This is a genomic window from Caldifermentibacillus hisashii, from assembly GCF_039654145.1.
GTDB lineage: Bacteria > Bacillota > Bacilli > Bacillales > Caldibacillaceae > Caldifermentibacillus > Caldifermentibacillus hisashii.
The window spans coordinates 2,341,240-2,365,330 of the sequence record NZ_CP155467.1 but is presented as its reverse complement, the minus strand read 5'-3'; the positions used below and the strand labels follow the sequence as shown (position 1 = coordinate 2,365,330).

Sequence of the window (24,091 nt, the reverse complement as noted above, 5' to 3'; positions counted from 1 at the left end):
TCCAAAATTTTTAAATATAATTGATTAGTTGGAATGACGGTAACATGATTGAAAAATACATCAAGATAATCCAAATAGCGATAAACCCAAAGATAAGCGGCTGAATGATTTTAATGATTTTCTCCAACTTTTCAAAAAAGGCCTCTAAACAATATTGACTGTAGGCTTCCAACTCCACTTCCAGCTTGCTGATTAATTGACCATGTTGGATTACTGTAACCAACTCTTTCTTCCAAAACGGGATCTTTTGCACCGCCGCTGAAAAACTATCTCCGTTGAGTAATCCATCATTAATTTTTTCAATCGCTTCTTTTAAATAAGGCTTTTTCGGGTCGTCCTTGATAAAATGTAAAGATTGAAACAAGGACAAACCCGATTGCAATAATTGACTTGTATGATAAGCGATATAATAGGTGTTCCACAGCTGAACCAAATTCCCTAAGATCGGGAACTTTCCAAATGCAGTCTGAATTTCAAAGCTTGTTTTCCGCATACGATAACTATATTGGGCAATTATCATGATAGAGAACAACAATAATAAAACGGTACCTATCATTAACGGATGTTCACGAATCCAAAACAAAGACTTTAACAAAACATTCGGCTCTGCTTGAAAAGAGTGATATAATTGGATAAATTGCGGCAACAGCTGCCAACTGATTACAAAAAACATCCCTCCTGTTAAAATGAGCAGGAAAATAGGGTAAGTCAATAAAGTTTGAATTTTCTTTTTCCGCCTTTCCCGCTCTGAAAGGATCAAACCCGCTGTTTGTAATGACTTTGACAGATTCCCGTTTTGTTCTCCATAAAACACGAAACTAACAGCAGTGGAATGGAATTGTAATTGCTCCAAAACTTTAAAAAACTTTTCACCATTTTTCAGTTTTTCTATGCTTTCCAACAGTTCATCTTGTTTATCCTTTTTTAACTGTATTTGAATAAAGCCGATCGCATCGCTAATGGAATATCCTTCGTCCAATAACATGCCAAGTCTTTTTAAAAGCAAAATTTGTTCTTCAATTTTCCAGCGACTTTGTCTCAATATCATGCACCCATCTTTCATACTCACTTTTCTTGATAAATCCGAGAGCAATACCTTTTGCAATCAATTGGCCCAAAGTCGGATAGCGCGCCGAAAATGCTTCACCCTTCATTTCCAACAGTGCTTCCTTTAATGCACGACCGTACAAAATTTCATAAACGGCAGTACGCTTATTTTTATTCTGGTTGCAATAGACAGGACATTCTTCTTCTAAACAGTAAGGACAAATTAATTCGACTAATCTTTGGGCCGTCACTGCTACCAAAGTTTGTTCAATTTCATGCCAATTAACACCAAATTCGATTAACCGGTACAATGCACCTTTTGAATCTTTCGTATGCATCGTTGTCAATACTAAATGACCGGTTAATGCTGCTCGAATGGCAATATGCGCTGTCTCACTATCACGAATTTCGCCGACCATAATAATATCGGGATCATGTCTTAAAATCGCTTTTAAACCGGTATTATACGTAATGCCGGCTTTTTCATTTACTTGAACTTGAAGTAAATCTTCACTATTTTTTTCAACAGGATCTTCCAAGGTGATGACATTCCTGCCAAGAGATTTTGTCGAATGTTGGAGAAGAGAATATAAAGTTGTTGTTTTGCCCGATCCGGTTGGTCCTGTAAATATGATTAAACCGTGGGAAAACTTTAACATGGCTAACAGTAGTCTCAGTGATTTTGGGAATAAGGATAATTGTTGAAATGGGATGTATGATTCTTGTGGTAATATACGGATGACCAAACTTTCAGCGAATATGGAAGGCAAAGTGGATAATCGAAGTCCGACAGATAGCCCCCCGATATCTATTTGAAAAGAACCGTTCTGGGGTTTTCTTTTTTCGCCGATATCCATTGCTGCCTGAAACTTCATATATGAAATTAATCTTTCCGTTTCCTCAAGTTCGATTGTCATTATGGGGATGAGTTTATGAGACAATCGAAATAGAACGGAAGCATGTTTTGATTTGGGGATGATATGAATATCTGTTGCATGTAAAGAAAGGGCGTGCTCCAAAATTTCCCTTGCCCGTGTTTCAATCGAGTTCGGCAAAGTTTAAATCACCTTCCTTTCTTTTTCAGTAAATGTAATTCGACATAAAAGACAAAATTCCTTCTTTTTTTATAAAAAATTTTTTTGTTTTACATATTTATTAATATTTATATGTGAAATTTTGAACATTTTCCGACAATCCTCCCTATAGACTAATATTGCTACGTTTTCTATATTATAATGATAAAAAAGCCCTAAGAGGTGATAACTTTGCAACAAACATTGAAAATTACAAATGTTTTATCGGACCCCACAAGGTATTCCATTTATGAGTACATCACGAAAAATCATAAAAATGTAACCGTTCAAGAAATTGCTGACAAATTTAGTATCCATCCGAACGTAGCAAGATTACACTTGTCCAAATTAGAAGATGTAAACATGCTGAAATCGGAAAATAGAAAAACAGGAAAAGGCGGCAGACCAAGCCGGATTTACCAATTATCCGATGATGTGATTGAACTGAATTTTCCTTTCCGAGATTATCACTTACTTGCAAAAATTGCCATTGAATCAATGGTCCAACTTGGAGAAATTGCTGAACCGGCCCTTTATGAAACCGGCAGACGTTTTGGTTACGAATTAATGGAAAACCAAATTACGAAATATGGATTGACCAGTGATCAGTTAACGTTTGACCAAAAGGTGGAAATATTTAAATCCACATGTACGATGTTAGGTTTTTATCCGGATTTATATATTCAAGAGGGCCAGAAAAAACTTCATTTACAAGTGTTTAATTGCCCATTCCGTGAAATAGCAAAAGAGCATAAATCAACGACATGTAATATGCATATTGCGTTTATCAAGGGACTTCTTGAATCTTTATTTGATGACTTCGAACTTGTGGCTACACAAAATATGTTCGAAGGTTGCGATGCTTGTGCATATCGGATAAATATTCCAAATTAATGCTGAAAGTGTTTACAACCGTAATCACTATTATTATAATAGAAATAAATTGAAACTTCTATCAATATCTCGATAGAAGTTTTATTTTTCATGTCATTCCATGATAAAATAAATTGAAACACAAGGGGAGGGATCTGGATGGATCGTATGTATCGGGTATTATCATTTTGGACCGGCATTTTCACGGTCATGTTTTATGTCGGGGGCATGAATGTTTTGGCATTATTATTTTTAGCACAAACCGGTTTTTTCCTGTTATTGGGGTATTTGCGATTATCTGAAAGGATGTATATGTATATATTTGGTGCGTATTTAACCATATTTTTTGTCGGTTTTACATATTATACCACCTTCCATTTTGTTCCAGGTACAGGCCATTAACAGCTCAGGTAATCTTTTTATGCATACCAATCGGCTGATCAATTAAATATTTCCAAACAGGAGGATTTATATGGGTACAGTAATTATTACAGGTTTGGTTACATTACTTGCTATTTTTGCTGTTTTTTCCTCGTTTAAAAGCAAAAATTATTTAGGATTGTTTTTTTCTGTGGCAACTGTTCTTGTTTTTGGCTTTTTTACATTGATGACCCTCATATTTGACGGGTTTCCTGAGGCTTAAAAGACATTTATGAAAAGGCTTCATGAATGTGGGATTGCTTTTTTAGCCCCCATTTCATGAAGCCTTTCTCTTTTTAGCTAAAGGAGGAAGGGGCTGTCCTAAAAGTACAACTTCTAAAATTTTAGTGTAAAAGAATAGGGTTCGGTTTTTCGTTTCGGTGACGGACGCTTTCCGCGGGCACGGCCTCAGCCGCTTCGTCGCTCGTTTTCTCGCTCCTGCAGGGTCTTCGGCTCGTGCTGTTCCCGCAGGAGTCGCCGCCACCTTCACTTCAATAACTTATACACATTGGCTTAATTTTTGACTTTTTGGACAACCCCTTTTCTAACGCATAAGTGCACTAGAGAGACTTCGGTAGCATTACCTCGCAAGCGAAAATTTTTTTCGCTGAACTACGGCTCTTTAGTTGTCTAAAGGCTCGGACGCCCGAGTTTTCTTCATACATGATGAAGAAACTTCCTGCTAATGGAAGTTTATTGTTTAGTTTCAAGGGGCTCGCAACTAGCAAGCTTCTTTAAACGAGTTCCTTGTTCTTTTCTAATTAAGCCAGCAAGCATGACTTAGTTAAATAAAATAATCCGCCATTGATGATGGAAATTTCAATTTTCGGTTCATACTGATTTTTTAATGCTTCTTTTTCAATATAATACCTTTCCGGCTTTTCCTCTATGTCAACGTAAAAGGAATCTAATAACGATTCATCTGCTTGCCAGCGTTTCCTCGCACTGGTTGCCCAAGAATGATCATCTTTCATTATGTCCTTTTCAATATATTGTCTGATTCGCCTTATTCCGCTTTCCGGTTTAAACATTGGGGTGAAGGTAAAAGCAAAGTCCGGAATTTTTGTAGCCAAGGAAATTTCCTTCTCAACCAGTTCATCATGAAAGCCTTCCAGCAGCGTCCCATTTATTAAATTCATTCCGATCGAACGCAACATATCTTTCCTCCGATCACAAAGATAACTGATTTTCAAATTTAAACAAAACCAAGGTACCAATGCGGTATGATTTTTTTCAGTTCCCGGTCTATTTTCAAATAAACGAATATAACTGCCCATTTGTTTCGAAACATGAAAGATTTGATGCAAACGAGGTGAACCGAAATGAATGAGTTCGCCTTTCAAATCTTTTGCTCTGTGAAAGTCGGTTATAAAAGTAAGTTTTTGCGGATTCGGTGTTCCTCCTGTTTTTTCAATATAATGCCAATAAAAAGGGCGATTCATCAGTAATTTATCCATATCAACCGTCAATTGAACGGTTAAGTGGGTATGATCGAGCGATTCGATTTGACAATTGGTTGTCGAGAAAAATTGTTTAAGATAAGAATGAATTTTCTGCTGCTTCATGATATTCATCCTCCTTAAACTTCTCGGCAAACTCGATCATGGCGGTTAAATTGTCCATTTTAATTTTCATCTCTCCTTCTGATTCCGACTGACCAAAAATATCAACCAGATGATCCTCTAGGCGACCGAAATCAAGCTTGGTCAAAATTTCATCCAATTCACCAATGACGCGTTCAAACAGATGAATCTTCTCATATAACAATTTCAAAATATGTTCTTCAACGGTTCCCTTTGTAGCAAAATTATAAACCATGACATCCTTTTCCTGCCCGAGTCTGTGTACCCGTCCAATTCTCTGTTCAAGGCGCATCGGATTCCAAGGTAAATCAAAATTAATGATATGGTTGCAAAACTGAAGATTGATTCCTTCTCCACCGGCTTCCGTTGCAATAAATACTTGCGCATGGTTTTGAAACAATTCCTTCATCCAGTCTTTTTTCCCCCGCTTAAAACCGCCGCGAAACGGAACGGATGAGATCCCGTGCTGTTTTAAAAACCACTGAAGATATAGTTGCGTTGCCCGATATTCAGTGAAGATAATCACTTTGTCGTTAATGGAATGAATTAACTCCAACGCTTTTTCTGCTTTTGAATTCACTTGGATTTTCTGGATTTTTTCCATTATTGACTGAATAAATTGTTTGAAAGAAGCGACGGGGTCCTCGTTTTTTTCTATCATATTTTTTACCGTGGTAAAAACAGCTTCTTTACTGCTGCATGCTTCCCGTTGGAGAGTCAAAATGGAAAAGGCATTGGCCAACAGACTGTCAAATTGATTTCGTTGACTTGTGATATGATCATATAATTCCCGTTCTTCTTCTGTAAAATCGATTAATATCGTTTTGACATGCCGTTTTGTCCACTCGATTTTTGTATCTTGTCTCCTGTTTCGAATCATTACTTTATTAATCAATTTTTTCAATTGTTCGTCGCTATATTTATCTTTGTTATTTTTATAGGTTTCTAAAAAGTCATCATATGTTCCTAAATGTCCGGGCTTCAATAATGAAACAAGATTAAAGATTTCCTCGATTTTATTTTGGATCGGGGTGGCGGTCAAAAGTAAACAAAACTTCTTTTTTAAACCTTGGACAAACTCATAGTTTTTTGTTTTATGGTTTTTCAGTTTATGGGCTTCGTCGATAATGACAAAATCATAGTTTTGTTCTAATATCTTTTCTCGATGAGGACTTTTTTTGGCCGTATCAAGGGAGGAGACCATGACGTCCACCGTTTCCCAACTGTAATTTTTTCGATAAGCGATTGCGGGAATATGGAATTTGCTGTTTAATTCGAATACCCATTGCGAGACAAGGGAAGCAGGTACAAGAATTAAGATTTTTTTAGCCAAACCGCGAATCATATATTCTTTTAAAATTAACCCGGCTTCAATTGTTTTTCCGAGACCAACCTCGTCTGCCAAGATTGCTTTTCCGTTCATTTGCTCGATGACTTGACTGGCAGCCTCAATTTGGTGAGGTAACGGTTTTAACTCCGGTAAAAATTTAGGGGCCATCAAACCGTAAAAGTCGGGAATCAGTAAATGCTTCTCAGCTTCTAATGCCAAGTTATATAAGTGCCAATTCGCCCATGGTCCATCGTCTTTGAGTTTCATGAAAAATCCTTCTTGCCATGTAGAGTCAAAATGTACTTCAACATCCATAAAAACACTCCTTTTCCGACGATGAAATGGTGGAAAAATGTAAAAAACAATGATACGATGAAGTTGGAATTTTGTTAAAGAAATTTAGTAACGGATTGTAAGTGTAGTATATCCCTGTTGGCGAAAATTATGAAAAATTTGGGATGTCAATCCATGTACAACAAAAGGAGGGAGCTGGATGGAAGAGCTGAAGCGGACACCACTGTATGATATGTACCGACAAATGGGGGCAAAGTTGATTGACTTTGGCGGTTGGGCTTTACCTGTGCAGTTTTCGAGTATTAAAGCCGAACATGAGGCGGTCCGGATGCGTGCAGGACTGTTCGATGTTTCACATATGGGTGAGATTGAAGTCAAAGGACCGGATGCGTTTTCCTTTTTACAAACGATGCTGACGAATGATCTTGCTAAATTGAAACCGGGTAAAGCCCAGTATACGTTCTTATGCAATGAAGCCGGGGGAACAGTAGATGATTTATTAGTTTATCAGTTTCATGATGACTCTTATCTATTAGTTGTAAATGCAGCCAATACGGAAAAAGATTTTCAATGGTTATCGACGCACAGAACGGGACAAGTAAACGTGACAAATGTTTCTGCCAATTATGCACAGTTGGCTTTACAAGGTCCTTTAGCTGAAAATGTGCTGCAGAAACTTAGCAATGACGATCTTTCCACTATTCCTGTTTTTGGGTTTAAACAATACATAAAAATAAACGGGGCAACAGCACTCGTATCCAGAACCGGATATACGGGAGAGGATGGTTTTGAGATTTATTGTCACCCGTCCGATGCCCGGCGGTTATGGCAGGAGATTTTGGCAGCCGGAAAAAATGAAGGAGTTTTACCGTGCGGCCTGGGAGCCAGAGACACATTGCGTTTTGAAGCTTGCCTGCCATTGTACGGGCAAGAGCTATCTTCCACCATTTCACCGGTTGAAGCGGGATTAACGTTTGCCGTAAAGACGGAGAAGAAAGAAGATTTTATCGGGAAGGCAGTGCTAAAAAAACAAATAGAAAATGGTGCCACTAGGAAATTAATCGGGATAGAAATGATTGACAGAGGGATTCCGAGAACCGGCTATAAAGTCTTTCAAGATGGAGAAGAAATTGGGGTAATTACAACCGGTACACAATCTCCCACACTAAAGAAAAATATCGGTCTTGCCCTTGTCAAAAGCAATAAAGTGGATATAGATACGGAGCTATTTGTGGAAATACGTAATAAACAAATATTAGGGAAAGTGATTCCGACACCTTTTTATAAAAGAAAAAAGATTGGTCAATCATGATTGAAGCATAAGAGAGGGGGATTTTTCATGGCTTTTCGATATTTACCGATGACAGAACAAGATAAAGCGGACATGCTTGCAAAAATTGGGGTAGAAACGGTAGACGAGCTTTTTTCAGATATACCGGAAAACGTAAGGTATCAGGGTCGCTTACGTTTAAAAGAAGCAAAATCCGAACCGGCACTTTATAAAGAATTATCTGATTTGGCTGCCAAAAATGTAAATGTAAAAAATTTCACAAGTTTTTTGGGAGCGGGTGTATATGATCATTATATTCCGTCCATCGTCGATCATGTCATTTCACGCTCAGAATTTTACACTGCTTATACGCCGTATCAACCGGAAATTTCCCAAGGTGAGCTTCAGGCAATTTTTGAGTTTCAAACAATGATTTGTGAATTGACCGGCATGGATGTGGCCAATTCTTCCATGTATGATGGCGGTACGGCTCTGGCGGAAGCGGCCATGCTTGCAACCGGACAAACAAAAAGGAGAACGATTCTCATATCGGAAGCGATCCACCCGGAATATAAAGAGGTAGTAAAAACCTATGCAAAAGGGCAAAAATTACAAGTAGAGGAAGTACCGTTAAACAATGGAGTTACCGATATAGAGTCATTAAAAAATCAGTTAACCGATGATGTCGCATGTGTTCTTGTGCAATATCCGAACTTTTTTGGCCGCATCGAGAGCTTACGTGAAATTGAACCGGTTGTGCATGGAAATCATTCATTATTTATTGTCTCCGCAAATCCGGTTGCTCTCGGAATTTTGACACCGCCCGGAAAATTTGGAGCCGATATCGTAACCGGTGATGCCCAACCTTTTGGGATACCCCAGTCTTTTGGTGGTCCTCATTGTGGATTCTTTGCTGTATCGAAAAAGTTCATGCGGAAAATCCCCGGCCGATTAGTCGGGCAGACAACCGATGAAAATGGCAACCGCGGCTTTGTTTTAACACTGCAGGCACGGGAGCAACATATCCGTAGAGAAAAGGCGACCTCCAATATTTGTTCTAACCAAGCGTTAAACGCATTGGCTGCAAGTGTGACGATGACGGCGCTGGGAAAAAAGGGTATTCGGGAAATGGCAATAGGTAATATACAAAAAGCAAATTATGCTAAAAATGTGTTTAAACAAAATGGTTTTGAGATTGTCTATGATGGTCCGTCCTTCAATGAATTTGTTGTTAAACTTGATAAACCGGTAGAAGGGCTCACGTCTTATTTATTACAAAGCGGAGTAATTGGCGGGTATGATTTAGGAAAAGTGGATCCTAAATATGCCGGTCAGATGCTTGTTTGTGTTACCGAAATTCGCACGAAAGAGGAAATTGACACATTCGTTGAGAAAGTGAGGGCGTATCATCATGGTTAAGGACAATTTTCCGTTAATTTTTGAAATTAGTAAGCCGGGAAGAATTGGTTATTCATTACCGGAAATAGATGTTCCAGAAACGGATATTGATCGTTTGCTGCCGGAAGATTATATTCGAACGGAAGAACCTGAACTTCCTGAGGTTTCGGAACTTGACATTATCCGTCATTATACCGCTCTTTCAAAAAGAAACCACGGGGTCGATTCCGGTTTTTATCCGCTTGGTTCATGTACGATGAAGTATAATCCAAAAATCAATGAAGATGTGGCAAGACTTCCCGGATTTGCTCATATACATCCGCTTCAAGATGAAAGTTCAGTCCAAGGTGCTCTTGAACTTATGTATGATTTAATGGAACATTTGAAAGAAATAACCGGTATGGATGAAGTGACATTGCAACCGGCTGCAGGAGCTCATGGCGAATGGACAGGGTTAATGCTCATTCGTGCGTACCATGAAGCAAACGGTGATTTCCATAAAACAAAAGTGATCATCCCGGATTCTGCTCACGGAACGAATCCGGCTTCGGCCACAGTCGCCGGATTTGAAACAATAACAGTTAAGTCCAATGAGTTTGGTCTTGTCGATATCGACGATTTGAAGCGTGTCGTTGGTTCGGATACGGCGGCGCTCATGTTGACGAACCCGAATACACTGGGTCTGTTTGAAGAAAATATTGTGGAAATGGCAGAGATTGTCCATGCAGTCGGCGGGAAATTATACTATGATGGGGCAAATTTAAATGCAATCATGGGGAAAGCACGTCCCGGAGATATGGGCTTCGATGTCGTGCATTTGAATCTTCATAAAACATTTACCGGTCCTCATGGCGGCGGTGGCCCGGGGAGTGGTCCTGTCGGTGTGAAAAAAGAGTTAATTCCATTTTTACCGAAACCGGTACTGGTGAAGAAGAATAATGAATTTTTCTTTGATTATGACCGTCCGCAATCTATCGGCCGGGTAAAACCATTTTACGGCAATTTCGGAATTAATGTCCGGGCTTACACATATATTCGAACGATGGGGCCTGATGGATTAAGGCAAGTGACGGAAAATGCAGTGATTAATGCGAATTATATGATGCGCTCGTTAGCCCCGTATTATGATTTACCTTATGATCGCCATTGCAAGCATGAATTTGTCATCAGCGGCAGGCGGCAGAAAAAATTAGGTGTTCGTACACTCGATATTGCGAAGAGGTTACTTGATTTCGGTTTTCACCCACCGACCATCTATTTCCCGTTGAATGTGGAAGAGAGTATGATGATTGAACCGACAGAAACGGAATCGAAGGAAACGTTGGACGCCTTTATCGAGACAATGATTCAAATCGCCAAGGAAGCGGAAGAAAATCCGGAAATTGTCCAAGAGGCTCCGCATACAACGGTTGTAGGAAGGCTTGACGAAACAAAAGCGGCAAGAAAACCGATTTTAAAATATGTGAGAGAATAAAGATAACAAAGTAGTAGATGCTAAAATGTAAGCCATCGATTTATAATATGTAAAGGTTCAAGGATGATTTTGTCACAGTCTTCATTCGATAACATGATTACCGTCCTGATACAATTCTATTTTAAGAATGTATCAGGACTTTTTTAAGTTCATATATAACTTTGCAGTAGATAATGGGAATCATAGAGTATTCCTACCATGGAGACAACATTTTTCATCCTCTGTGGTGTATCTTGGCACTACATGGGGGACTATGGGACACTTCCGCTAATTACTCTAATGGATTTGTGCCATAAAGTCGTTATTGTTCCAATTTCGGCCGTTTTTTTCCATTCATCTGAATAACGAAAACCGAAACACACGGAAATCTCAAAAAATTGGTCCTCATCAAGGCTACATAGATCAATCCAACTTGACTACGGTACCTTATTACGTAAAAAACCGGACAAAAAACTTGTCCGATTGTACTTACCTATTTTCCAACCTTAATCCTGCCTGTCCATTTCTTAAATCCGCCCTTTAATTGATAGAGTTGTTTATAACCTTTTTTATAAAGCATTTGAGCAGCTCTTCCACTGCGGCTCGACCCTTGGCAATATAAATAGACTGGTTTATCTGGACGGATTTCTTTCATCCGCATTTTCAATTGTGTTAACGGAATATTTCTTGCACCTAAAATGTGACCGGATTCAAATTCATTCGGCTCACGTACATCAATTAATTGAGCTTTTCGATATCCTTCGATAAACTCTTCTTGGGTTAAGACTTTTATAATTCTTTTCCGCTGAAAATAATTGAATAGCGAATAGCTGAGTAGTGCAAATAAAATAATAATCAAAACAATATTACTATAACTCATGATGGTTCCCCTTTCACTTACTCAAACTTGTGCACTAATTTATATTATATAAATGAAATGCCGTGAACGCAAAGTAAATTATGAAAGGTTGAACAAAAACAGTGATCGTCACAGTACCGCGCATACTTTCAAAAGAAAAAAACTTCAACATTAGTACACTCGGTTTCAATAATTTAGTTATAATTCAACAAAAGAGTATTTATTTTTCCATTCTCCTTTGATAGAATTTACTTTTGTTGAAACATAACAAATATCGACGAAGTAGGTAATTGGTCACTTTTTTTTAAGGAGGTATTGACAAAAATAGACAAATATGCTTGCAAGCACAATATATAGTTGCAAAAAATTTTTTATACCACTATATATTGAATTAGTGGGCTTTCTATGTTAATGTAAAAAGTATAAAAGACAGCTAGATTTGTCAGCAGTTATGATTTATATATAAAGGAGATGGATGTATGGCTGTTGCATTTAAAGAAACACCAAAACTGAATATTAAAAAGTTGAATGATGCGATTCGACTTTTTCCACAAGTTCATCCGATAACCGAGGATATGAAGATCACTTTTAAAGGTGTATCCAGGCTCGTTATGATTGACCGTTATTCATTTAAAGACACGGAAAAACTGACTTTATCTGAAGGCGATTTTGTTGTATTGACGGTAAAAGAGGATCCGAAATTCCCGGCGAGAGGATTAGGTTACATAGTCAATATTGATTGGGAATTAAAGAAAGCATCCGTCCTTGTGGAAGAAGAATATCGCGGTGTCCTTGAGCAACAAGAAGAAAGAGAGTCAGGGATAATCGTTCGCTCCCTTGATGTCATTGAAAAACCATTAGAAATTTTCTATGAGCAAATTGCCAAACGGAATGCAACTGGCCTTGCAGAAGTAGAAGAGTCTGAAGAAAAAATTCAGGAGTGGACAGAAAAATTCTATCAAGAACTTGTCCAATTGAACTTTATCCCGGCAGGTCGCGTGCTTTACGGGGCAGGTTCAGGTAAGGAAGTAACCTATTTTAATTGTTACGTGATGCCTTTTGTTCAGGACTCACGGGAAGGAATTTCTGAGCACCGTAAGAAAGTAATGGAAATCATGAGTCGCGGCGGTGGAGTAGGGACGAACGGTTCAACCTTAAGACCGCGTAACACACTGGCAAGAGGCGTAAACGGTAAATCAAGCGGTTCGGTTTCATGGTTAGATGACATAGCGAAACTTACACATCTTGTTGAGCAAGGTGGGTCCCGTCGTGGAGCTCAAATGATTATGCTTGCGGACTGGCATCCGGATATTATTGAATTTATTATTTCCAAAATGCAAAACCCAAGAATTTTACGGTTCTTGATTGAAAATACCAAAGACGAGCAAATTAAAAAGCTTGCTAAAGAAAAATTGAAATTTATTCCGTTAAAAGAAAATGAACGGATCATGTATGAAGGAATTGTCCGTTATAAAAATATTCCGGGTTTTGGTGGTTTTACAGAAGAAGTGATTAAGGAAGCCGAAGAAAAATTACGTGACGGCGGAACCTATGATGTGAATAATCCGGAATTTTTAACCGGGGCGAATATTTCCGTTTGTTTAACAAAAGAGTTTATGAAAGCTGTTGAAAATGACGGTGAATATGAATTACGCTTCCCGGATGTTGAAAAATACAATCCGGAAGAAATGAAAGAATACAACGAAAAATGGCATGAAGTCGGCGATGTTCGCGAATGGGAAAAGATGGGCTATCGCGTCCGTACGTATCGGAAGATCAAAGCAAAAGAACTATGGAACTTAATTAATATTTGTGCAACCTATTCGGCAGAACCGGGCATTTTCTTCATTGATAACGCCAATGACATGACAAACGCCAAAGCTTACGGGCAAAAGGTTGTAGCGACCAATCCGTGCGGCGAACAGCCTCTCGCACCATATTCTGTTTGTAATTTAGCTGCAGTAAATTTAGCAAACATGGTCAATAAAGAAACAAAACAAGTTGACTTTGAAAAATTAAAACAAACGGTCAGAACCGGTGTAAGAATGCAAGATAATGTTATCAATGCGACTCCTTACTTTTTGGAAGAAAACAAAAAACAAGCACTTGGTGAACGCCGAGTAGGACTTGGTGTAATGGGTCTAGCCGACTTACTAATTTACTGTGAAAAAGAATATGGATCCCAAGAAGGAAATGAACTTGTCGATAAAGTTTTTGAAACAATTGCGACAACAGCTTACAGGGCTTCCATTGAGTTAGCGAAAGAAAAAGGGAGCTTCCCGTTCCTTGTCGGTGAAACGGAAGAAGAAACAAACCGTCTGCGGAAAGCCTTTATTGAAACAGGTTTTATGAAAAAAATGCCTGAAGATATTAGAGAATCCATTTTAGAAAGCGGAATTCGTAACTCCCACTTGCTAACTGTTGCTCCAACTGGATCTACTGGGACAATGGTTGGAGTTTCCACAGGCCTTGAGCCTTACTTCTCCTTTACTTATTACCGCAGCGGACGACTCGGTAAATTCATGGAAGTGAAGGCAGAGATTGTTCAAGAATATTTGGATAAACATCCGGAAGTTTCTCCAGACAACTTGCCACATTGGTTTGTAACGGCAATGGATTTAGCACCGGAAGCCCATGCAGATGTTCAATGTGTGATCCAACGTTGGGTAGACTCGTCTATCAGTAAAACGGTAAATGCACCACAAGGCTATAGCGTTGAACAAGTTCAAAAAGTATATGAGCGTCTATATAAAGGCGGTGCCAAAGGTGGTACAGTGTATGTTGACGGAAGCCGTGATACACAAGTATTAACTTTAAAGGCAGAAGAAAATAGCCATAAAGAAGATGCACACCATCATCATCCGACAAAAGTTGTTCTTGTTGAAACCATTCAAGATCTCCGTTCAACGGATGTCACAATCGGCTCGGAAATCGGCGACACATGCCCGGTTTGCCGTAAAGGGAAAGTGAAAGAAATCGGCGGCTGCAATACTTGTGATAACTGCGGTGCCCAATTAAAATGCGGTCTGTAATACCCTTTTAAAAGTAAATAAATAAGTGTAAATAACATAAAAAATAGCATGGTGATTCAATAGAATTCACCGTGCTATTTTTTATTACGAGCAAAAGATTCCCTAGAAAGGTGAGAAAAATGTGAATGATCCCGAAAAAAAACAGCTTGCCTGCTGTACTAATTTCGTTGTCCTTTGATTAAACATAAAGTAATTAAGAAAAGCGCGGGGTGTCCGAGCCGTTTGTTCTCTTAAAATATATAAAAATCATAAGAAAACGATCCTTTTCGTCTTACCGTACAGAATGGGACGTTAAAAAAACAATTCAATTTAGCTCACTTTTACAATATATAGCAGGATTTTTCACAAAAATGATAAGTAAGTAATCGTACGGATTTTTTTGCATTTTTCAGTGGCCTCGTGCGGACGGATCATCTCTTAAAATTAGAAAAAAATCAACGGAGGCGGTTTCCTTTGTATATTGACGGGGTGTTTTCAGGAGGAGGTATAAAGGGGTTAGCCTATATTGGCGCTTACCAGGCTTTAGAAGAGCACGGTTTCCAATTTAAAAGAGTAGCCGGTACAAGTGCCGGAGCAATTATTGCTGCATTTATTGCAGCGGGATTTACCAGTGAGGAGTTGAATAATGAATTAGGCAATCTCGAATTACGCACAATACTGGATGAGCCGAAAAGTATTTTACCTTATAAGGTATTTAAATGGTTACCAATTTACTGGAGATTAGGAATGTACAAAGGACAAGCGTTGGAAAATTGGCTTGATCAAACTTTACAAAAAAAAGGCGTTCGTACATTTGGTGACCTGCCACCTGGCGTATTGCAAATCATTGCATCGGATTTGTCAAATGGCAGGATCTTTATTCTCCCCAACGAACTGCACAAATACAATATTCCGTTTGAAAATTTCCCGATTGCAAAAGCCGTCAGGATGAGTTGCAGTTTACCTTATTTTTTTGAACCGGTACGATTAAAAATCAATCATCGCAAAATTGTTATTGTTGATGGCGGTGTTCTCAGCAACTTTCCTATGTGGTTATTTGATCGTGAAAATGTTATGAAAGAGCGCCCCGTTCTCGGTATTAAATTAAGTCCAAACATAAACGAGCAACCACCGAGGGAAATAAAAAATGCATTGCAAATGTTTGAAGCGTTATTTTCGACAATGAAGGATGCTCATGATACACGATATATATCGCGGAAACACGAGAAAAACATCATTTTTATTCCGACAGAAGGGATGTTAACGACCGAGTTTGGGATAACGAATGAAGGAAAAGAAGATTTAATAAAAATTGGCAAAGAAAAGACACTAAAATTTTTGAAAAATTGGGCATATTAAATATCTAATCAAGGATATTTAATGAATAGCCCGATTTTTCTTCTTCCCTTTTTTTCCTTCAATAACCGTTAAATGGGTACTTGATGTATATCTTTTCCGAACTGCCTGTTTCTTTTTTGAATCGACTTTTTTCTGCCCCCGCTTTATCCTTTTTTTCGATTGTCGTGCTGCTTTAATAAATGCCCTTTGTTCTTTCCTCATGGATTGATTTGGTAGGCCGAAATTTCTCATGACGAGAAAGAAAATCCCGATTATAATTGCACTGATTAATAAGAAACGAACCAGACGGAACGGTTGGAAAATAACCGTAACAGCTAAACCGATAATGCCGAGTACAAGAATGAAACTTGTTAAAATCTTTGCCAAATTTGCTTTCATTAGGGCCACCTCCTAAGAGCATTTTAAGCAAAATTTATATCAAATAAACATATTTACCAAAATTAATTCCAAATTACTCCTTTTCTAAAACTTAAGCCCCAAGTACAATAAGATCTTCAACATGATACGGTGGATTCCAATCATTTCTTCGCAACAAAATGAAATTATCTTATTCTACTTATATTCTACAAAAAAATAGGCAAAACCTCTACATTATTGGCAATAATTTATGAAAAAACAGAATTGCTTAGGACATACTATAATTGGAGGTGCTACAATGGAGAAAGCAAAATTGGAACAAAACCAACACGCAAAACCGCTCTCACCCATAACAACTTCAATAATTACCGGTTTTTTTGGCGGCGTATTCTGGGGTGCGGTCGGTTTGATGGCATATTATTTCAATTTCACGAAGATTCGTCCGAATACCATATTGGAACCGTGGGCAGTTGGAGATTGGAAAACAAGTTGGATTGGTACGGTTATCTCTTTATTGTTAATCGGGGTTTTAGGGATTGTTGCGGCATTACTTTATTATTTCACATTGAAAAAATTTCAAAACATCTGGGTTAGTTTCGGATATGGAATTGTATTGTTTGCTATTGTCTTTTTCCTATTAAATCCGCTGTTTCCAAACTTAGATCCGATTACTGAATTAGATAGAAATACGATCATTACAATGCTGTGTTTATATGTATTATTCGGTGTTTTTGTCGGATATTCGATTTCTTATGAATATAATGAAAAAATCGAGGAAAAAAGGAAAAATCATTCTACATAAATGATCTTAGTAAAAAATGGGGAGAATCTGAGCGATTCTTTTCCCAGTAAAGAAGTATATTATGGTAAAATATAGTATGTTAATGCTAAATAGGGAGAGAAAATGGATGAAAAAATTGGAACGTATTCGTAACGAATTTGGTCAGCTCGGTATTCAAGCTTTGCTGATAACGAGTCCGTATAATCGCCGTTATATTGCGAATTTTACCGGAACGACAGGTGTTGTCTTGATTACGGAAGAGGATGCTTATTTTATCACAGATTTCCGCTATATTGAACAAGCAAAAAGGCAAGCGGTCGGATATGATATCATACAACATAGCGGGTCAATACCGAAAGAAGTGGTTCGGATATGTAATGAAAAAGGTATAAACAAACTTGGCTTTGAAGAAGATGATGTCACTTATGCATTATACCAAGCGTATGTGTCAGAGTTTAAAGGAACATTGGTACCGGTAAGTGGTGTCATTGAAAAATTACGGTTGATTAAGACGGAAGAAGAGATTAAGATAATTAAGGTGGCTTGTGATATTGCTGACGCCGCTTTTAAGCATATTCTTGAGTTTATCCGCCCCGGGATCACAGAATTGGACGTATCCAATGAACTAGAATTTTTCATGAGAAAATGTGGGGCAACTTCATCTTCATTCGATACGATCGTCGCCTCCGGTCTGAATTCTGCTCTTCCACACGGGGTTGCATCCAATAAAGTAATTGAAAAGGGCGATATGGTAACACTTGACTATGGTGCCTATTATGATGGTTATGTATCAGATATAACTAGGACGGTTGCCGTTGGAGATCCTGGCGAACAATTGAAAAAAATATACGATATTGTCCTCCAAGCACAATTAAAAGGAATGGAAGAAATTCGACCTGGAATGACCGGAAAAGAGGCAGATGCAATCACGAGGGACTACATAACAGAACATGGTCATGGAGATGATTTTGGTCATTCTACCGGACATGGTATCGGCTTGGAAATCCACGAGGGACCAACCCTTTCAAAAAATTCGGAAGTTTTACTTAAATCGGGCATGGTCGTTACATGTGAACCGGGGATATATGTACCGGGATTAGGCGGTGTAAGAATTGAGGATGACTTAGTTATTACCGAACACGGGAATGAAGCCCTAACCCATTCAACAAAAGAACTAATTATTTTGTAATGAGCAGGAGGAAAGTGAATGATTTCAGTAAACGATTTTAGAACAGGACTCACCATTGAGGTTGACGGAGAAATTTGGCGCGTTCTTGATTTCCAACATGTAAAACCGGGAAAAGGTGCTGCTTTTGTCCGTTCCAAATTACGTAACTTGCGCACAGGTGCTATTCAGGAGAAAACATTCCGCGCCGGGGAAAAAGTGGAAAAAGCACAGATTGATAACCGGAGAATGCAATATTTATATGCAAGTGGCGATTCCCATGTATTTATGGATACCGAAAACTATGAACAAGTGGAGCTTCCGGCAAAACAAATCGAATATGAATTGAACTTTTTGAAGGAAAATATGGAAGTTCAAATTATTATGTTCCAGGGGGAAACACTTGGAGTCGAATTACCAAATACAGTAGAATTGGTCGTGACTGAAACCGAACCCGGAATTAAAGGGGATACGGCTTCGGGAGGTTCAAAACCGGCAACACTTGAAACCGGCCTTGTCGTTCAAGTCCCGTTCTTTATTAATGTTGGTGATCGATTAATTATCAATACGACAGACGGGTCTTATGTTTCCAGAGCCTAAAACTTGAAAAATTGTATATGAATAAGAAAGAATCTTGGCAAACGTCAAGGTTCTTTTTTTAGCTAATAGGAAAGTATAAATTTCCAGCAAAGAAGCGAATTCGACGTAGTTGGAAATTTTAAGAATTAAGTATAAGTGCATAAGGAAAGCTTCACTGGAATACATCGCAGCCGAAAAAATTTTATATTTTTTCGGTGAACTAGAGAAGCTTCGGTAGCATTACCTCGCAAGCGAAAATGTATTTTCGCTGACTACGGCTCTGCTCTCGCCTAAAGGCTCGGACGCCCGATTTTTCTTTATATTTGCTCAGGAATCCTCGTTACCTCAACCATTTCTTCATCCGTTAAGAATATATAAAATTCCAGCGAAGATCTTCACCTAAAATCCCCGGCGCTCTGATTTCTTAAATAACTTAGGAATTAGTCATACTTGAAAGGGACGTGCAATACATTTTAATAAGAGGAAGCTAATAGAATTTTGAAAGAGGTAATTTTTATGGAAAAAGTCATGGCATATCTTCCTAAAATCATTCAGGAGCAATTTCAAAACTTACAAAATGAAATATTCGAAAATATCGAGGAGATACGGATTCGAATTAACCGCCCCATTGAGATAACCGCTCACCAAAATACGATCTTCCTACCTTATATCACTCAAATGGGGGATGCAGAACAACTGCTTAATAATATTAGTCACCATTCCTTATATACATTAGATGAGGAATTAAAAAGAGGGTATATCACGATAGAGGGCGGGCACCGGATTGGTCTCGCAGGCAGAGTGATACTTGAAAATGGGAAAGTAAAAGCCATCCGCGATGTCTCTTCATTCAATATTCGAATTGCCAAAGAAAAAATTGGCGTTGCAGAAAGATGGATTCCTTACATATATCGATCTGGTTGGAAGAACACAATGATTATTGGTCCGCCACAAACAGGAAAAACAACATTGCTTCGTGATTTTGCAAGAATGATTTCAATGGGGTCGCCTGATGCCAACATCGAACCAAAAAAAGTTGGAATCGTTGACGAGCGTAGTGAAATTGCAGGAAGTGTCGGTGGTATTCCACAACTTACTTTTGGCGTGAGAATTGATGTATTAGATGCATGCCCGAAAGCGGAGGGGATGATGATGATGATCCGTTCTATGAGTCCCGATGTCCTTATTGTTGATGAAATCGGTAGAAAAGAAGACACCGAGGCAATTCTGGAAGCCGTCCATGCCGGAATCTGTTTAATTATGACCACCCATGGAGATTCATATCAAGATTTATTGAATCGTCCGACATTAAAACCGATCTTATCGGAAAAAATCTTTGAAAGATATATTGAGTTGACGAGGGGAAAGGGTCCGGGTTATGTGGCTGCCATCAAGGATGAAAGCGGAAATCAAATCCCCATTAGGCGAGTGAGCCATCTATGTTGAAAATTGTCGGAGCGATTTGTATTTTGATTGCCACAAGTTGGATCGGCTTTGAGGCTTCAAAGGCATTTACCGAGCGGACAAGGCAATTGCGAATGTTAAAATCTGCCCTGCAAAGTTTAGAAGCAGAAATTATGTATGGTCATGCACCGCTTCATGATGCCTCAAGAAGAATTGCGAATCAAATGAGTAAACCGATTGAAACGATTTTTGAGAACTTTTCTAGTCTATTACTACAAGGCGATATAACAGCAAAAGAAGCTTGGGAAATAAGTTTAAAGACGATTTGGAACCGAACGTACTTGAAAAAAAATGAATTAGAAATTTTATTGCAATTTGGTGAAACACTGGGAAAACATGATCGCGTTCAGCAGCAAAAACATATTCAATTGGCCCTTGTTCATTTGGAGAGAGAAGAAGTGGAAGCGAGAGAAAGACAAGCATCTTATGGAAATATGGTTAAAAATTTAGGCTTCCTATCCGGATTATTCATCATTATTTTACTGATGTAAAGAAATAGGGAGGAAAAACGATGGGCATCGAGGTAGATATAATTTTCAAAATAGCAGGAGTGGGAATTGTTGTCGCATTTTTAGTCACGATTTTAGATCAAGTTGGAAAAAAAGAATATGCCCAATGGGTGACCCTTTTTGGTTTTATTTATATATTGTTTCAAGTTGCCACAATTGTAAATGAGTTGTTTCAAAAAATTAAATCCGTATTTTTGTTTAACAATTAAAGGGGGGATCGTCGATTGATATCCTTCAAATTATTGGAATCGGCTTGGTAGCCACTTTTCTTGCCTTAGTGATCAAGGAGCAGAAAGCCAATTTTGCTTTTTTATTAATCATCTTTACCGGTTGTATCATCTTCTTATTTTTGATTGACCAAATTTTCAATATCATTCAAATGATTGAAAGGATCGCCATCCAAGCAAAAGTGAATTCGGTATATGTTGAAACGATTTTGAAAATTATCGGCATTGCCTATATCGTTGAATTTGCAGCTCAAATAACAAAGGATGCCGGACAAGGTTCACTTGCTTCCAAAATTGAAATGGCCGGGAAGATTGTGATTTTGGCTATGGCTGTACCGATCCTTACCGTTTTAATTGAAATGATTTTAAAAATGATTCCATCGTGAAGAACTGAAAAGGCAATGTCTAAGTTTCACTGCTTATGTTGCTCGATTTAATCAGAAAATTAGTCCAAAGAATTATTTCTGTACAAACATATGAAGCATACAGTTTGTTCACACATTGAGGTGAAAAGATGAAGCAAAAATCGATATGGATATCCTTGCTATTTGGAATCGGATTATTTTTCCTTTGGACAAGCACTTCTTTTGCCAATACGGATGCAGAAAAGGAATCGTCAGAAGAACCGACTACCCCCAATGAGCTTGTCAATGAACAAATAGAAAGAATGGATTTCAGTGAGGTTGAAACATTTTGGAATCAAATTGTTGATGAGTATGGCGGCTTTTTACCGGAGTTAGAAAAGGAAAGTTTTACTGATTACATAGATAAGGTAAATGAATTTTCCTTTAAAGAGTGGGCGATCGGCATTTTAAAATTTATCTTCCATGAGATGATCGTTAACGGCAAATTAATCGGTACATTAATTATGCTGACGATTTTCAGCATGTTGCTTCAATCATTACAAAATGCATTTGAAACAACAACCGTCTCTAAAATTGCTTATTCCATTGTTTTTATGGTGTTAATGATTATCGCATTAAACAGTTTTCATTTAGCCGTTCAATACGCATCCGGTGCAATTCAAAATATGATTCATTTCACAATAGCGTTCATTCCCATTCTTTTAGCGTTAATTGCGACTGGCGGTGGTGTGATTTCGGCGGGATTCTTTCATCCGGTTATCCTGTTCTTAACGAATGTAAGTGGTCTTTTTGTTGACAGGATCGTCCTCCCGTTATTATTTTTATCTGTCTTGTTAAGCATTGTCAGTACATTAACAAGTCAATATAAGGCAACTCAATTAGCCGGACTCCTCCGCAATTGGAGCATCGGATTATTAGGCGTATTTATGACGGTCTTTCTCAGCATTGTATCCATTCAAGGTTCGGCAACAGCGGTGGCGGACGGAATTGCTATCAAAACGACCAAATTTGTTACGAGTAATTTTATTCCTGTTGTTGGCAGAATGGTTTCCGATGCAACAGATACAGTTATAAGTGCTTCGGTTCTGTTGAAAAATACGGTCGGACTTGCCGGTGTTGGTATTTTACTATTACTTACCTTGTTCCCTGCAGTCAAAATTTTGATCATCGCATTTGTCTATAAATTTTCTGCGGCACTTTTACAGCCGCTTGGTGGTGGTCCGATTATTACTTGTTTAGATATCATTTCAAAAAGTGTTATTTATTTATTTGCCGCCCTGGCCATTGTTTCAATCATGTTCTTTTTAAGTTTAACCGTTATCGTTGTTGCCGGAAATATTACAATGATGGTTCGATAGGCTGGTGGAAGTATGGAATTTTTAACAAGTTGGATTACAAATATTATTTTATTTATTTTACTTGCCGTCATTGTTGAATTGTTATTGCCGCAAACCGGGTTGCAAAAATATGTAAAAATGGTACTCGGATTACTATTAATCATTATTTTTCTGACACCTGTATTTAAACTGTTTTCAGTAGATATCGACAATCTGTTAAACAGAGCAACCGGAAAACTGGGCGAGGAAAAAATATCACTGGAAAATTCAATAGAAAAACAGAAAATAGAAATACAAAAAGATCAACATGCATATATTTTAGAACAAACGGCTGTCCAATTAGAAGAAATGACGGAAAAGGAGTTGATGAAACAATTTGATTATCAATTTGCTCATATTCAGTTAAACGTATCAGACACAATCGGATTAACAAATTCAATAGAGGACATCCTTGACAACATTGAAAGTATACATGTGACATTAATAGACAAACAAGAAGCCGATCAAACGGTGATGAATGTAGAGGAAGTAAATGTGCAATTAGGTGAACAAAAAAGTGATTTTCATGAGGCGGATATGAATTCGATTGCCAGTTTTCTTGCAAAAAAATGGGGGGTAGATCGCGACATTGTTCAAATTACGATTGAAAGGGGGAATGTGGGAAGATGAGTAATGACAAAGGCCCCTTTTCCATACTAAAAAAATTGTTTCAAAAAAACGATGACACACAAAAATTTGATAAAAAACATTATATCATCATAGTTTTCGTTATCGGGATAGCGATTATGTTATTTAGCAATTTTTTCTCATCGCAGAGAAACGAGTCCTCAAACCCAGTACCCGTGACAACGGATTCAAAGGAAGCAGAAAACGCTGAAGTATTTGGAAATAGTGGCAAAAACCAGCCCTCCACAATGAAGGACTATGAGGAATATTATGAAAATCAATTAAAAGAGGCAATCGAATCAATTGTTGGAGTAGATGACGTTTCCATTGTTGTTAACGTGGATTCAACAGAAAAAGTAGTTTATGAGAAAAATATGATCAATAAAAAGCAAATAACGAGTGAAACTGATTCGAATGGAGGGAAAAGGGAAGTAGAAGATAATTCTGCAGAAGAACAAATTGTCATTGTTCGGGAAGGTGATAAGGAAGTCCCGCTTATTTCTGAAACGAAAAAGCCGGATATTCGAGGGGTCCTTATCGTAGCAAAAGGCGCTGAAAATGTTCAAGTTAAAAAATCAATCATTGAAGCGGTTATGAGAACATTAGATGTCCCAAGTCATCGTGTCTCTGTTCTGTCTAAGAAATGAAAAAAACCATGAAAAAATCAATCT

At 38.1% G+C, this 24,091-nt stretch carries 24 protein-coding genes; 18 read left to right on the top strand and 6 right to left on the bottom strand.

The annotated features are described in order from the left end of the window. Window positions 1-10: 10 nt before the first annotated feature. Both comGB and comGA read right to left on the bottom strand, forming a co-directional pair. Window positions 11-1,042 carry a competence type IV pilus assembly protein ComGB gene (gene comGB, locus NSQ14_RS11285; protein WP_034771008.1) on the bottom strand — a complete coding sequence of 344 codons (1,032 nt, stop codon included), beginning with the start codon at window positions 1,040-1,042 and terminating at the stop codon, window positions 11-13. After that, the gene (comGA, locus tag NSQ14_RS11280) at window positions 1,017-2,102 is read right to left on the bottom strand and encodes a competence type IV pilus ATPase ComGA (RefSeq protein WP_034771006.1); all 1,086 of its coding nucleotides are present in this window, start codon (window positions 2,100-2,102) and stop codon (window positions 1,017-1,019) included. Before comGA ends, comGB begins: the two co-directional genes overlap by 26 nt. 210 nt (window positions 2,103-2,312) lie before the next feature. On the opposite strand from comGA, the gene NSQ14_RS11275 reads away from it, so the two are divergent. The 3 genes from NSQ14_RS11275 (at window position 2,313) to NSQ14_RS11265 (ending at window position 3,636) form a co-directional block, all read left to right on the top strand. After that, entirely contained in the window at window positions 2,313-3,014 is a 702-nt protein-coding gene (locus NSQ14_RS11275; protein ID WP_034771004.1) for a helix-turn-helix transcriptional regulator, read from the top strand. Window positions 3,015-3,152: 138 nt separating this feature from the next. Further along, a complete protein-coding gene (locus tag NSQ14_RS11270; RefSeq protein ID WP_034771001.1) occupies window positions 3,153-3,395 on the top strand; it encodes a DUF2626 domain-containing protein in 243 nt (80 codons plus the stop codon). Between the two features lie 70 nt (window positions 3,396-3,465). Further along, window positions 3,466-3,636 carry a DUF2759 domain-containing protein gene (locus tag NSQ14_RS11265; RefSeq protein ID WP_034770998.1) on the top strand — a complete coding sequence of 57 codons (171 nt, stop codon included), beginning with the start codon at window positions 3,466-3,468 and terminating at the stop codon, window positions 3,634-3,636. Between the two features lie 538 nt (window positions 3,637-4,174). On the opposite strand, the gene NSQ14_RS11260 is transcribed toward NSQ14_RS11265, so the two are convergent. Further along, window positions 4,175-4,978, bottom strand: a complete 804-nt coding sequence (locus NSQ14_RS11260; RefSeq protein WP_034770996.1) for a YqhG family protein — start codon at window positions 4,976-4,978, stop codon at window positions 4,175-4,177. Then, window positions 4,947-6,641 carry a DEAD/DEAH box helicase gene (locus tag NSQ14_RS11255; RefSeq protein WP_034770994.1) on the bottom strand — a complete coding sequence of 565 codons (1,695 nt, stop codon included), beginning with the start codon at window positions 6,639-6,641 and terminating at the stop codon, window positions 4,947-4,949. Before NSQ14_RS11255 ends, NSQ14_RS11260 begins: the two co-directional genes overlap by 32 nt. 178 nt (window positions 6,642-6,819) lie before the next feature. On the opposite strand from NSQ14_RS11255, the gene gcvT reads away from it, so the two are divergent. Genes gcvT through gcvPB form a run of 3 tightly spaced genes read left to right on the top strand, consistent with a single transcriptional unit; the run spans window position 6,820 to window position 10,762 of the window. Further along, entirely contained in the window at window positions 6,820-7,932 is a 1,113-nt protein-coding gene (gene gcvT, locus NSQ14_RS11250; protein ID WP_034770991.1) for a glycine cleavage system aminomethyltransferase GcvT, read from the top strand. Between the two features lie 27 nt (window positions 7,933-7,959). Further along, entirely contained in the window at window positions 7,960-9,309 is a 1,350-nt protein-coding gene (gene gcvPA / locus NSQ14_RS11245; protein ID WP_034770989.1) for an aminomethyl-transferring glycine dehydrogenase subunit GcvPA, read from the top strand. Beyond that, window positions 9,302-10,762, top strand: a complete 1,461-nt coding sequence (gene gcvPB, locus NSQ14_RS11240; RefSeq protein ID WP_034770986.1) for an aminomethyl-transferring glycine dehydrogenase subunit GcvPB — start codon at window positions 9,302-9,304, stop codon at window positions 10,760-10,762. The genes gcvPA and gcvPB overlap by 8 nt, the downstream gene beginning before the upstream one ends. A gap of 472 nt (window positions 10,763-11,234) precedes the next feature. On the opposite strand, the gene NSQ14_RS11235 is transcribed toward gcvPB, so the two are convergent. After that, window positions 11,235-11,621: a rhodanese-like domain-containing protein gene (locus NSQ14_RS11235; RefSeq protein ID WP_034770983.1), complete on the bottom strand. Its 387-nt coding sequence runs from the start codon at window positions 11,619-11,621 to the stop codon at window positions 11,235-11,237. Between the two features lie 458 nt (window positions 11,622-12,079). On the opposite strand from NSQ14_RS11235, the gene NSQ14_RS11230 reads away from it, so the two are divergent. Both NSQ14_RS11230 and NSQ14_RS11225 read left to right on the top strand, forming a co-directional pair. Beyond that, the gene (locus NSQ14_RS11230; protein ID WP_034770977.1) at window positions 12,080-14,632 is read left to right on the top strand and encodes a vitamin B12-dependent ribonucleotide reductase; all 2,553 of its coding nucleotides are present in this window, start codon (window positions 12,080-12,082) and stop codon (window positions 14,630-14,632) included. Window positions 14,633-15,085: 453 nt separating this feature from the next. Then, a complete protein-coding gene (locus tag NSQ14_RS11225; protein WP_034770975.1) occupies window positions 15,086-15,970 on the top strand; it encodes a patatin-like phospholipase family protein in 885 nt (294 codons plus the stop codon). A gap of 18 nt (window positions 15,971-15,988) precedes the next feature. Here the strand turns inward: NSQ14_RS11225 and NSQ14_RS11220 are convergent, their stop codons facing one another. Then, window positions 15,989-16,348, bottom strand: a complete 360-nt coding sequence (locus NSQ14_RS11220) for an SA1362 family protein (protein WP_034770973.1) — start codon at window positions 16,346-16,348, stop codon at window positions 15,989-15,991. A gap of 277 nt (window positions 16,349-16,625) precedes the next feature. On the opposite strand from NSQ14_RS11220, the gene NSQ14_RS11215 reads away from it, so the two are divergent. The 10 genes from NSQ14_RS11215 (at window position 16,626) to spoIIIAG (ending at window position 24,067) form a co-directional block, all read left to right on the top strand. Then, window positions 16,626-17,129, top strand: a complete 504-nt coding sequence (locus tag NSQ14_RS11215; protein ID WP_034770970.1) for a YqhR family membrane protein — start codon at window positions 16,626-16,628, stop codon at window positions 17,127-17,129. Between the two features lie 106 nt (window positions 17,130-17,235). Continuing rightward, entirely contained in the window at window positions 17,236-18,297 is a 1,062-nt protein-coding gene (locus NSQ14_RS11210; protein WP_034770968.1) for a M24 family metallopeptidase, read from the top strand. A gap of 18 nt (window positions 18,298-18,315) precedes the next feature. Then, window positions 18,316-18,873, top strand: a complete 558-nt coding sequence (efp, locus tag NSQ14_RS11205) for an elongation factor P (RefSeq protein WP_034770965.1) — start codon at window positions 18,316-18,318, stop codon at window positions 18,871-18,873. 495 nt (window positions 18,874-19,368) lie between these two features. Then, window positions 19,369-20,298 carry a stage III sporulation protein AA gene (gene spoIIIAA / locus NSQ14_RS11200; protein ID WP_034770943.1) on the top strand — a complete coding sequence of 310 codons (930 nt, stop codon included), beginning with the start codon at window positions 19,369-19,371 and terminating at the stop codon, window positions 20,296-20,298. Beyond that, a complete protein-coding gene (spoIIIAB, locus tag NSQ14_RS11195; protein ID WP_034770942.1) occupies window positions 20,292-20,807 on the top strand; it encodes a stage III sporulation protein SpoIIIAB in 516 nt (171 codons plus the stop codon). The genes spoIIIAA and spoIIIAB overlap by 7 nt, the downstream gene beginning before the upstream one ends. A 20-nt stretch (window positions 20,808-20,827) precedes the next feature. Further along, window positions 20,828-21,034 carry a stage III sporulation protein AC gene (gene spoIIIAC, locus NSQ14_RS11190; protein ID WP_034770939.1) on the top strand — a complete coding sequence of 69 codons (207 nt, stop codon included), beginning with the start codon at window positions 20,828-20,830 and terminating at the stop codon, window positions 21,032-21,034. 20 nt (window positions 21,035-21,054) lie between these two features. Then, window positions 21,055-21,438 carry a stage III sporulation protein AD gene (gene spoIIIAD, locus NSQ14_RS11185; protein ID WP_041848779.1) on the top strand — a complete coding sequence of 128 codons (384 nt, stop codon included), beginning with the start codon at window positions 21,055-21,057 and terminating at the stop codon, window positions 21,436-21,438. A 128-nt stretch (window positions 21,439-21,566) separates the two neighbouring features. Then, window positions 21,567-22,775: a stage III sporulation protein AE gene (spoIIIAE, locus tag NSQ14_RS11180; RefSeq protein ID WP_034770935.1), complete on the top strand. Its 1,209-nt coding sequence runs from the start codon at window positions 21,567-21,569 to the stop codon at window positions 22,773-22,775. A 12-nt stretch (window positions 22,776-22,787) separates the two neighbouring features. Further along, on the top strand, window positions 22,788-23,423 hold the full coding sequence (gene spoIIIAF, locus NSQ14_RS11175; RefSeq protein WP_034770933.1) for a stage III sporulation protein AF: 636 nt from the start codon (window positions 22,788-22,790) through the stop codon (window positions 23,421-23,423). Then, window positions 23,420-24,067 carry a stage III sporulation protein AG gene (spoIIIAG, locus tag NSQ14_RS11170; protein ID WP_346216339.1) on the top strand — a complete coding sequence of 216 codons (648 nt, stop codon included), beginning with the start codon at window positions 23,420-23,422 and terminating at the stop codon, window positions 24,065-24,067. The genes spoIIIAF and spoIIIAG overlap by 4 nt, the downstream gene beginning before the upstream one ends. The last annotated feature ends 24 nt before the right edge of the window (window positions 24,068-24,091 follow it).